General features: G+C 75.5%; 1 protein-coding gene. It reads right to left on the bottom strand.

Translation table 11 applies throughout. The features are described from left to right. Positions 1 to 50: 50 nt before the first annotated feature. Complete coding sequence (locus ACFWZH_RS32600; RefSeq protein WP_384439531.1) at positions 51 to 11882, bottom strand: SDR family NAD(P)-dependent oxidoreductase; 11832 nt, start codon at positions 11880 to 11882, stop codon at positions 51 to 53. Positions 11883 to 11885 lie beyond the last annotated feature (3 nt).

Genomic DNA, 11885 nt, shown 5'->3' with positions numbered 1-11885 from the left:
ACCGCTTCAGACGATGTGGCCATGACCCCTCCCGCAATTCGCATCCAAGATCAGGACTTGTCCCCGCCGAAGGCCGTGCGCACGAGATCCTCGACGTCCATGTCGTCGATCCCGGCCGCCTCGCCCGCCTGTGCCGGCTCCGCGGCCGCCTCGCCGCCGGCGAGCCGGAGCACGTCCGCCAGCAGACCGGCCTGCCGGAAGCGGGCCAGCGGAATCGAGGCCAGCGCCTCGCGGAACCTCTTCTCCTCCGCCTCGGACTCGGTCAGCTCCCGGCTCTCGGGGAAGAGCCGGTCACGCAGGTAGCGGGCCGCGTCGGCCGGTGTGGCCTGGTCGAAGACGAGCGTGGCCGGCAGCCGCAGGCCGGTGGCCGCGCCCAGCCGGCTGCGCAGCTCGACCGCGGTCAGCGAGTCGAAGCCCATCTGCAAAAAGCCCCGGGTGTCCTGGACGGCGTCGGGCGAGGCGAGCCCCAGCACCGTTGCCGCCTGCTCCCGCACCAGGCTCAGGAGCGCCGGCTCCCGCTCCTCGGCGGGGAGTTCGGCCACCCGCGCCGCGAACGACCCGTCCGCTCCGCCCGCCGTCCCGGCGCCACCGCGGCGCCGCCCGGCCCTCACCACCGTGCGCAGCACCGACGGCACCAGCCCGGGTTCGCCCGCGGCCAGCATCGCCGCGGGGTCCAGCCTCATCGGCACCAGCACGGCGTGCGGCGCCGCCAGCGCCGCGTCGAACAGCGCCAGGCCCTCCTCGGTGGGCAGTTGTCCGACCCCGGACCTCGCCATGCGCCGCAGGTCCGCCTCGGACAGCTCGCCGGTCAGACCGCTGCGCTGCTCCCACATTCCCCACGCCAGTGAGCTGCCCGGCAGACCGGCGGCCCGCCGGCTGCGCGCGAGCGCGTCCAGGAAGGCGTTCGCCGCCGCGTAACCGCTCTGCCCCGCGGTGCCCAGCACCCCGGCGGCCGAGGAGAACAGCACGAAGGCCGACAGCGGTGCGTCCCGGGTGAGTTCGTGCAGGTTCAGCGCGCCGTCCACCTTGGGCCGCAGCACCCGGTCGATCCGCTCCGGCGTCTGCGCGGTGAGCACCCCGTCGTCCAGCACACCGGCGGCGTGCACCACGGCGGTCAGCGGATGCTCCGCCGGGATCCGGCCGAGCACCGCCGCCAGGGCGTCCCGGTCGGCCACGTCGCAGGCCGCCACCGTGACGTGGGCTCCCTGCCCGGCCAGGTCCGCCTCCAGCTCGGCCGCGCCGGCCGCCGCGGGACCGCTGCGGCTGGTGAGCAGCAGCCTGGTGACGCCGTGCCGCGCCACCAGGTGACGGGCGATCAACTCGCCCAGTCCGCTGGTGCCGCCGGTGATCAGTACCGTGCCGTCCGCCGCGAGCGCCGGCTGCCCGGCCGGCTCCTCGGCGGCCGCCGGGACCCGGGCGAGGCGCACCGCGCGCAGCACGCCGCCGCGGAGGACCAGTTGGGGCTCCTCGGACGCCAGGGCCGCCGGCAGGGCGCGGCGGGAGGCGGCGTCCTCGTCGGTGTCCAGCAGGCCGAACCGGCCGGGGTGCTCCGACTGCGCCGAGCGCACCAGACCCCACAACGGCACCTGCCGCAGGTCGTGTCCGCTGCCCTCGTCGTCGACGTCCATCGCGTGACGGGTGACGAAGACCAGCCGCGAGCCGGCGAACCGCTCGTCGGCGACCCAGGCCTGCGCCTGGGCCAGCGCCCGGTGGGTCGCCTCGCGAGCGGCCCGGGCCGGGCCCGCGTCCTCCTGCGGGTCGCACAGGCAGGGCACCACGACCACGTCGGGCAGGGGCGCTCCGGAGCCGACCGCCGAGCCCAGCGCGTCCAGGTCCTCGTACCCGTCGAGCCGTGCCCCGGCGGCCTCCATGACGGCCCCCAGCTGGAGGTCGTCCGGCCCCAGCACCGCCCAGGTGCCGGTGACCGGGGCGGGCGCCGCAGGCGGCGCGAGCTGCTCACCGGTGATCCGGAACAGCGAACGGTGCGACACCCGGCGGGCGTTGCCGAGGGACCCCGGCGGTACCGGCCGCACCCTCAGCGACCCGACCGAGAGCACCGGTTCGCCGGACGCGTCGACCGCCGTCAGCGACACCGCGTCCGGGCCCGCCGGGGACAGCCGTACGCGCAGCGTCGACGCCCCCGTGGTGTGCAGGTACACGTCGTTCCAGGCGTACGGCAGCCGCGGCTCGGTGGCGTCGGCCACCAGCCCGCCCAGCACGATCGCGTGCAGGGCCGCGTCGAAGAGCGCCGGATGCAGGCCGTACTGCCCGGCCTGCGCCTCGTCGGGGAGTTGGACCTCGGCGAAGACGTCCGGGCCCTGCCGCCAGACCCCGCGCAGCCCCTGGAAGGCCGGGCCGTAGTCGAGTCCGGCCGCCGCCAGCACCGCGTACCCGTCGTCCAGCGCCACCGGCTCCGCGTCCGACGGCGGCCACTGGGGCGACCGGTCCGGCGGTGCGGGGCTGCGGGTGGCCAGCACACCGACGGCGTGCTGGAGCCACGGCGCGTCCGCGGGCGCGTCCTCCGGCCGGGAGTGCACCTCCACCGGGCACCGCCCGGTGTCGTCCACTTCGCCGGCCATCACCCGCAGCTGGACCGCGCCGTCCGCGTCGACGACCAGCGGTGCGAGGAGGGTGAGCTCCTCGATCGTGTCGCAGCCGCTCTCCTCGCAGGCGCGCAGCACCAGTTCGACCAGCCCCGTGCCGGGGAAGAGCACCGTGTCCAGCACCGCGTGGTCGGCGAGCCAGGGCTGGGCCTTGACCGACAGCCGTCCGGCCAGCACCGTGCCGGCCGAGCCGGGCAGGGCGACCAGGGCGCCGAGCAGCGGATGGCGGGTCGTGCCCAGGCCGGCCGAGGTCACCTCGCCCGATCCGCCGACCCGCTCCAGCCAGTACCGCTCACCCCCGAAGGGGTAGGTCGGCAGCTCGGCGCGGCCGGTGCGGCGGCCGGCGAACGCCGCGGCCCAGTCCAGCGTCACGCCGCTGGTGTGCAGCTGCGCGGCCGAGGCCAAGAAGCGCGCCGGACCACCGTCGTCGCGGCGCAGCGAGCCCACCGTGATGCCGTGGGCGACGTCCGCGGCGTCCATCGTCTCCTGGATCGCCATGGTCAGTACGGGGTGCGGACTGGCCTCGACGAAGACGTCGTAGCCCTGCTCCAGCAGCAGGCGGGTCACCCGCTCCAGGTGGACGGTCTGCCGCAGGTTGCGGAACCAGTACTCGGCGTCCAGCGCCGTGGTGTCCAGCTCCGTGCCGGTGACCGTCGAGTAGAAGGGGATCTGCGAGCGCCGGGGCGTCAGGGGGGCCAGCTCCGCCAGCAGCCGGTCGCGGACCTGCTCGACCTGCGGGGAGTGCGAGGCGTAGTCCACCGGGAGGGTTCGGGTCCGTACCCCGTCCTGCTTGCAGTGCGCCAGCAACTCCTCCAGCGCGTCCAGGTCCCCGGAGACGACCGTGGACGACGCGCCGTTCACCGAGGCGACGGAGAGCCGACCGTCCCACCGCGCCACCAGGTGGGACGCCGCCTCCTCGCCCAGCGCGACGGACACCATGCCGCCCTGGCCCGACATCGCGGCCAGCGCCTTGCTGCGCAGGGCCACCGCTCGGGCCGCGTCGTCCAGCGACAGCGCGCCGGCCACGCAGGCGGCGGCGATCTCGCCCTGGCTGTGGCCCATCACCGCGTGCGGCTGCACCCCGAAGGACTGCCACAGCCGGGCCAGTGACACCATCACCGAGAACAGCGCGGGCTGGACGACGTCGACCCGGTCCAGCGACGGCGCGTCGGGGGCGCCGCGCAGCAGGTCCGTCAGGGACCAGTCCACGAAGGGGGCCAGGGCGGCCTCGCACTCCCGGATCCGCTCGGCGAACACCTCGTCGGCGTCGAGCAGTTCGGCGGCCATCCCCGGCCACTGCGACCCCTGGCCGGAGAAGACGAACACCGTCCTGCCGCGGTTGCGGGCCGCGCCCTGGACGACCGAGTCCGCCTCGCGGCCCTCGGCCAGCGCGGTGAGCCCCTCCAGCAGGGCCTGCTGCCCGTCCGCGACCACCACGGCGCGGTGGTCGAGCGTGGCGCGGGTGGTGGCCAGGGAGTGGCCGATGGCCACCGGGTCGGGGTCGGCGGTGCCGGCGAGGTGGGTCAGCAGCCGGCGCGCCTGTGCGCGCAGCGCCTCCTCGGTCTTGCCGGACAGCGCCCACGGCAGGGCCGTGAGCGGGGCGGCGGCGTCCGGCTCAGCGGTGCTCGCCGCCGGCTCGCCGGTCGCGGCCGGGGACTGCTCGATGATCACATGGGCGTTGGTGCCGCTGATGCCGAAGGAGGAGACCGCGGCCCGGCGCGGCCGCCCGGTCTCGGGCCACGGCGTGGCCTCGGTCAGCAGCGCCAGCCCGCTCCCGGACCAGTCGATCTCCGGCGTGGGCCGGTCGACGTGCAGCGTCCGGGGCAGTACCCCGTGCCGCATCGCCGCGACCATCTTGATCACGCCGGCCAGTCCCGCGGCGGCCTGGGTGTGCCCGATGTTGGACTTCACCGAGCCCAGCCACAGCGGCCGGTCCTCGGCGCGCTCGCGCCCGTACGTCGCCGACAGGGCCTGGGCCTCGATCGGGTCGCCGAGCCTGGTGCCCGTGCCGTGCGCCTCCACCGCGTCGACGTCGTCGGCCGACAGCCGGGCGTTGGCCAGCGCCTGTCGGATCACCCGCTGCTGGGAGGGGCCGTTCGGTGCGGTCAGGCCGTTGCTGGCACCGTCGGAGTTGATCGCCGAGCCGCGGACCAGGGCCAGCACCGGGTGGCCGTTGCGGCGCGCGTCCGACAGCCGCTCCAGCAGCAGCGTGCCGACGCCCTCGCCCCAGCCGGTGCCGTCCGCGGCCGCCGCGAAGGCCTTGCAGCGGCCGTCCGGGGACAGCCCGCGCTGGCGGCTGAACTCCAGGAAGATGTCGGGCGACGCCATGACGGCGGCCGCCCCGGCCACGGCCAGCGAGCACTCGTTGCGCTCCAGGGCCTGTACGGCCATGTGCAGCGCCACCAGGGACGAGGAGCAGGCGGTGTCGAGGGTCACCGCCGGCCCCTCCACACCGAAGGCGTAGGCGATCCGGCCGGACATGACGCTGGAGGTGCTGCCGGTCAGCAGATAGCCGCCCAGGTCCTCGGGAGCCTGGCGCGGGTCCGAGGGGTAGCCCTGGTTCGCGGCCCCGACGAACACCCCGACCTGCTCGCCCTTCAGCGACAGCGGGTCGATCCCGGCCCGCTCCAGCGCCTCCCAGGAGGTCTCCAGCAGCAGCCGCTGCTGCGGGTCCATCGCCAGCGCCTCGCGCGGGCTGATCCCGAACAGCCCCGCGTCGAACCGCGCGGCGTCGTCGAGGAATCCGCCCACCCGCACATACGTCGTGCCCGGCCGGCTCCCGTCCGGGTCGTAGAGGGCCGCCACGTCCCAGCCGCGGTCGGACGGGAACGGCGAGACCGTGTCCGACTCGTCGGTGACCAGCTGCCACAGGTCCTCCGGCGTCGCGATGCCGCCGGGGTAGCGGCAGCTCATCGAGACGATCGCGATCGGGTCGTCGTCCACGACCACCGCCTGCGCGGCGGCGGTCGACCGGTCGACCTCGGCGCCCAGCAGCTCGGTCCGCAGATGGCGCGCCAGCAGGGCCGGCGTCGGATGATCGAAGATCAGGGTGGAGGACAGCTGCGTGCCGACGGCACCGCCCAGGCGGTTGCGCAGTTCCACCGCGGTCAGCGAGTCGAAGCCCAGCTCCTTGAACGCGAGGTCGGCCGCGACCGTCGCACCGTCGGCGTGACCGAGCACCGTCGCGGCGTGCAGCCGCACCAGGTCGAGCAGCAGCTGCTCGCCCTCGGCCTCGGAGGCGGCGGCCAGTCGGCTCTGCAGCGCCGCGGCCGCGGCGGGCCGGTGCGCCGCACCGCCGGCCCGGCGCCCGGGCTTCCTGGTGAGCCCGCGCAGCATGTGCGGCATCTCGTCCGCCGGCGTCTGGCGCAGCATCGCGGCGTCGACCCTGGCCGGGATGACGGCGGCCTCGCCGCTCGCGACGGCGGCGTCGAAGAGGTCCAGGCCCTCCTCGTCGGCGAGCGGCACCAGACCGGTGCGGCCGAGCCGCACCAGGTCCACCTCGCCCAGCCCGCCGAGCATGCTGCCGGAGTCCTCCCACGGGCCCCACGCCAGCGACACCGCGGGCAGACCCGCGGCCTTGCGGTGGCCGGCCAGGGAGTCCAGCAGGACGTTGGCCGCGGCGTAGTTCGCCTGCCCCGGTCCGCCGAGCACACCGGCGGTCGAGGAGAACAGCACGAACGCGGCGAGGTCCGCGTCCCGGGTGAACTCGTCCAGGAGCAGTGCCGCGTCCGCCTTGGGGCGCAGCACGGTGTCCAGCCGCTCGGGGGTGAGCGAGGCCAGCACCCCGTCGTCCAGCACCCCGGCCGTGTGCACCACGGCGGTCAGCGGGTGCTCGGCCGGCACCGAGGCGAGCAGGTGCCGCACCGCGGCACGGTCGGCGACGTCGCAGGCCGCGAGCGTCACCACGGCGCCCCGCTCGGTGAGTTCGGCCACCAGGGCGTCCGCTCCGGGGGCCTTCGCGCCCCGGCGGCTGACGAGCGTCAGATGCCGTACCCCGTGCCGGTCCACCAGCCGGCGGGCGAGGGCGCCGCCGAGCGCGCCGGTGCCGCCGGTGATCAGGACCGTGCCCTGCGGATCGAGCCCGGACGGCACGGTGAGCACCACCTTGCCGATGTGGCGTGCCTGGCTGATGAACCGGAAGGCGTCGGCCGCGTGCCGGACGTCCCACGGGGTCACCGGCGGCAGCCGCAGCGCGCCGTCCGCGAACAGGCCGAGCAGCGCGTCCAGCATCGCCTCGGTGCGCTCGGGTCCCGCGTCGACGAGGTCGAACGCCTGGTAGGAGGCGCCGTCGTGGGCGTCCGCGACGGTCTGGGGGTCCCGGACGTCGGTCTTGCCCATCTCCAGGAACCGGCCGTCCGCGCCGAGCAGCCGCAGCGAGGCGTCCACGAACTCCCCGGCCAGGGAGTTCAGCACGACGTCCACGCCCCGGCCCTGGCTGGTCCGCCGGAACTTCTCCTCGAACTCCAGGGTCCGGGAGGAGGCGATGTGCGCGTCGTCCAGCCCCATCGACCGCAGGGTCTCCCACTTCGCCGGGCTCGCGGTCGCGTACACCTCCGCTCCCAGGTGCCTGGCCAGCTGTACGGCGGCCATGCCGACGCCGCCGGTCCCGGCGTGCACCAGCACCGACTCGCCGGGCCGCAGGTCCGCCAGGTCGATCAGCGCGTAGGAGGCGGTGAGGAACACCGCGGGGACGGCCGCCGCCTGCGCGAACGACCAGCCGTCGGGGATCTTGGCGACCATCCGGTGGTCGGTCACGGCGACCGGGCCGATCCCGCCGAAGATCATGCCCAGGACCCGGTCGCCGGGCGCCACCGACGCGACGCCGGGGCCCACTTCGAGCACGACACCGGCGCCCTCCACGCCGAGCGGTCCGGCCTCGCCGGGGTACATGCCCAGGGCGCTCAGCGCATCGCGGAAGTTCAGCCCGGCCGCCCGCACGCCCACCCGTATCTGACCGGGGGCCAGCGGCGCACCGGCCTCGGGGTGGTCGAGCAGGGCGAGGCTCTCCAGCGTCCCGCCGCCGTCGACGCCCAGCCGCCAGGTCGGCGTCGCCGGGGCGGACAGCGCCCGCTCGGGGCGCAGCCGCGTCATCCGGGGCGCCCTCAACTCACCGACCCGCACCGCCAGTTGCGGCTCCCGCGAGGCGAGGGCGTCGGCCAGCCGGTCGTGGGAGTCCACATGGCCGTCGAGGTCGAGCAGGGCGATGCGGCCCGGGTTCTCCGACTGGGCCGTGCGCACCAGGCCCCATACGGCGCTGTGCGCGAGGTCGGTGACGTCCTCGGCGCCCACGGCGACGGCACGGTGGGTCACCACCACCAGCCGGCTGCCGGCGAAGCGCTCCTCGGCCAGCCAGCGGTGCACCAGGTCGAGCGCCCGGTGGGCGGCGGCCCGCACCGCGTCGGCGCGATCGGCCACCGGGCCCGCGTCGGCGCGGCAGGACACCAGCACCGTGTCGGGGGCCTGCCCGCCCGCGTCCAGCGTCCGGGCCAGCGAGGCCAGGTCCGGGTGGGTGCCGACGGGCCGGTCGGCGAGGTACGGCGCCAGATCGCCGGCGCCGGTGCCCACCACCGCCCAGGTCGCGGCCGCATCCCGGGCCGCGGTGGGGGCGAGGGTCTCCCAGCCCACCTGGAAGAGCCGGTCGCGGGTGGCGGTGCCGGCCGCCTCGATCCGGTCGCGCGAGGCCGGGCGCAGCACCAGCGCGTCGGCCGACAGCACGGGCCGGCCCGTGTCGTCGGCGGCCACCACGGACACCGCGTCCGTACCGACCGGCGCCAGGCGCACCCGCAGCCGAGGTGCGCCGGTGGCGTACCGGGTCACCCCGCGCCAGGAGAACGGCAGCCGGGCCTGGTCCCACTCGGGCAGCACGACGTTCAGCGCGACCCCGTGCAGCGCCGAGTCCAGCAGCGCGGGATGCACGCCGAACTCCTCGGCGCCGGAGCCCTCCGGCAGCACGGTCTCCACGAACAGTTCGTCACCGCGTTGCCAGGCGGCCCGCAGCCCCTGGAACACCGGCCCATAGTCCAGGCCGGTCTCGGCCATCAGCGGGTAGAGCCCGGCGACGTCCACCGGCTCCGCGCCGCGCGGCGGCCACACGGCCAGTTCCTCCTGGTCGGCGGGCGCCCCGGCCCGCGCGAGCAGACCGGTGGCGTGCAGGGTCCACGGCTCGTCGTCGGCCGCGCCGTCCGGCCGGGAGTGCAGGCTCAGCGACCGCCGGCCGGACTCGTTCGCACCGCCCACCCGCACCTGCAGGGTGACCGCGTCGCGTTCGGGGAGCACCAGCGGGGTGTGGAAGGTCAACTCCTCCACGAGGTCGAGACCGACCCGTTCGCCCGCGTGCAGGGCCAGTTCGAGGAACCCCGTGCCGGGCAGCAGCGCCTGGCCGAACACCGCGTGGTCGGTGATCCAGCCGTGCGCGCCGGTCGAGAGCCGTCCGGTGAAGAGCAGTTCGTCGTCGTCGGCCAGCGACACCACCGCGCCGAGCAGCGGGTGGTCGGCCGTGGACAGGCCGGCGGAGCCCACGGCCGCCGAGGACGCGGGCGCGGGCAGCCAGTAGCGGGTGCCCTGGAAGGGGTAGACGGGCAGCTCGGCCGCCCGCGCGCCGGACCCGGCGTAGAACGCCCGCCAGTCCACCGGCACGCCGCGGGTGTGCAGCCGGGCCAGTGCGGTGGTCGCCGCGAGCTCCTCGCCGCGGTCCGCCCGCAGCGCCGGGGCCAGGTCGGCGTCCGCCGAGGTGAGGCTCTCCCGCCCCATCGCCGACAGCACTCCGTCGGGGCCCAGCTCCAGGAAGGTGCGTACGCCCTCGGCTTCCATGACGCGGACCGCGTCGGCGAACCGTACGGTCCCGCGGGCGTGCCGCACCCAGTACTCCGGCGTCCGGATCTCCTCCGGCGTGATCTCCCGGCCGGTCAGGGTGGACACCACCGGGATCTCGGGGGAGTGGAACGACAGTTGGGAGACCACCTGGCGGAACTCCGGCAGCATGGCGTCGATCAGTGGCGAGTGGAAGGCGTGGGAGACCGTCAGCTGCTTGGTCTTGCGTCCCTGTGCCGCGAAGTGCGCGGCGACCTCCTGCACCGCCTGCTCCGCACCGGCGACCACCACGGAGGACGGCCCGTTCACCGCGGCCAGGTCGATCAGCGCCGCACGCTCCGCCACCAGCGGCCGCACCTCGTCCTCGGTGGCCTGCACGGCGACCATCGCGCCGCCCTCCGGAAGGGCCTGCATCAGCCGGCCGCGCGCCGCCACCAGTGCCGCCGCGTCCGGCAGTGAGAGCACCCCGGCCACATGCGCGGCGCTCACCTCCCCGATGGAGTGGCCGGCCACCTGGTCCGGGACGACGCCCCAGTGCGCGAAGAGCCGGAACAGCGCCACTTCCAGGGCGAACAGCGCCGGCTGGGTGTACCCGGTGCGGTCCAGCAGCCCGTCGTCGCCGGCGGCCCCGAACACCACGTCGCGCAGCGGCAGTTCCAGATGCCGGTCCAGCTCCGCGCACACCGCGTCGAACGCCTCGGCGAACACCGGCGACGCCTCGTACAGCTCGCGTCCCATGCCCACGCGCTGGCTGCCCTGGCCGGTGAAGAGGAACCCGAGCTTGCCGCGCACCGCCGTACCGAGCGTCAGCCCCGGATCGGGGCGGTCCTCGGCCAGCGCGGCCAGGCCCCGTGTGAGCTCCGCACCGCTCGCCGCGACCAGCGCGGCCCGGTGCGCGAAGGCCGACCGCGTGGTCGCCAGCGCGTACCCGACGTCCACCGCGGCCGGCTCGTCGCCCTCGTCCAGCCGGGCCAGCAGATTGCGGGCCTGCTCCCGTACGGCGTCGGCGCTGCGCGCGGACAGCACCCAGGGCACCACCCGCGGCGGGGTGCCGCCGGCGGCCTCGGCGGTGGGCCCGTCCGCCGCGGGCGCCTGCTCCAGCACCACATGGGCGTTGGTGCCGCTGATGCCGAACGACGACACACCGGCGCGGCGGGGACGGTCGGTCCGCGGCCAGTCCACCGCCTCGGTCAGCAGCTCCAGCCGCCCCGACGACCAGTCCACATGCGGCGTCGGTTCGTCGACGTGCAGGGTCGGCGGCAGTACGCCGTGCTGCATCGCCAGCACCATCTTCATGACGCCGACGACGCCGGCCGCCGCCTGGGTGTGCCCGATGTTGGACTTCACCGAGCCCAGCCACACCGGGTCGGTGCGGTCCTGGCCGTAGGTGGCCAGCAGCGCCTGCGCCTCGATCGGGTCGCCCAGCGTGGTGGCGGTGCCGTGCGCCTCCACCGCGTCCACCTCGGCGGCGGTCAGCCGGGCGTCGGCCAGCGCCTGGCGGATCACCCGCTGTTGCGAGGGGCCGTTGGGCGCGGCCAGCCCGTTGCTCGCCCCGTCCTGGTTGGTGGCGCTGCCGCGCACCACGGCCAGGACCTGGTGGCCGAGCCGCTGGGCGTCGGACAGCCGCTCCAGCAGCAGCACGCCGACGCCTTCGGACAGGCCCGTGCCGTCCGCCGCCGCCGCGAAGGACCGGCACCGCCCGTCCGGGGACAGCCCGCGCTGCCGGCTGAACCCCTGCAGCTGATGGGGGGTGGTCATCACGGTGACGCCACCGGCCAGCGCGAGGGTGCACTCGGCGCGGCGCAGCGCCTGGCACGCGGCGTGGATCGCCACCAGCGACGCCGAGCAGGCGGTGTCGACGGTGACCGCCGGGCCTTCGAGGCCGAGCGTGTACGCGATGCGGCCCGAGAGCACGCTCGCCGCCCCCGCGGTCAGGAAATACCCCTCGTATTCACCGAGTTCGGCCGGCTTGGCGCGCGTCGCGTAATCCTGGAAGGCGGTTCCCAGATACACACCGGTGCGACTGCCCTGCAGCGTCGTCGGATCGATTCCGGCGCGCTCCAGCGTTTCCCAGGAGGTCTCCAGCAGCAGCCGCTGCTGCGGGTCCATCGCGGTCGCCTCGCGCGGGCTGATCCCGAAGAACTCGGCGTCGAATTCGGCGATATCGCCGAGAAATCCGCCGTGGCGCGTGTACACGGTGCCCGAGCGGTCCGCGTCCGGGTCGAACAAAGCCTCCAGATCCCAGCCCCGGTCCGTCGGCAACCCCGAGATCGCGTCGCCGCCCGAGGCGATGAGCTGCCAGAACTGCTCCGGGCTGCGGACGTCGCCGGGCAGCCGGCAGCCCATGCCGACGATGGCGATCGGCTCGTGCGCGGCGGAGAGCAGATCCTCGTTCTCCTGCCGCAGCCGCTCCGTCTCCTTCATTGACGCGCGCAGGGCATCGACGATTTTATCCGGCGACGTGGCCATGGT

It is taken from the genome of Streptomyces sp. NPDC059008 (genome assembly GCF_042749045.1).
GTDB lineage: Bacteria > Actinomycetota > Actinomycetes > Streptomycetales > Streptomycetaceae > Streptomyces.
Note: the sequence above shows the minus strand (reverse complement) of the source record. Positions and strands in the feature narration are given on the sequence as shown.

Excerpts from the sequence above, each read along its gene's own strand:
- ACFWZH_RS32600 (WP_384439531.1), bottom strand. The coding sequence starts at position 11,882 with ATGGCCACGTCGCCGGATAAAATCGTCGATGCCCTGCGCGCGTCAATG.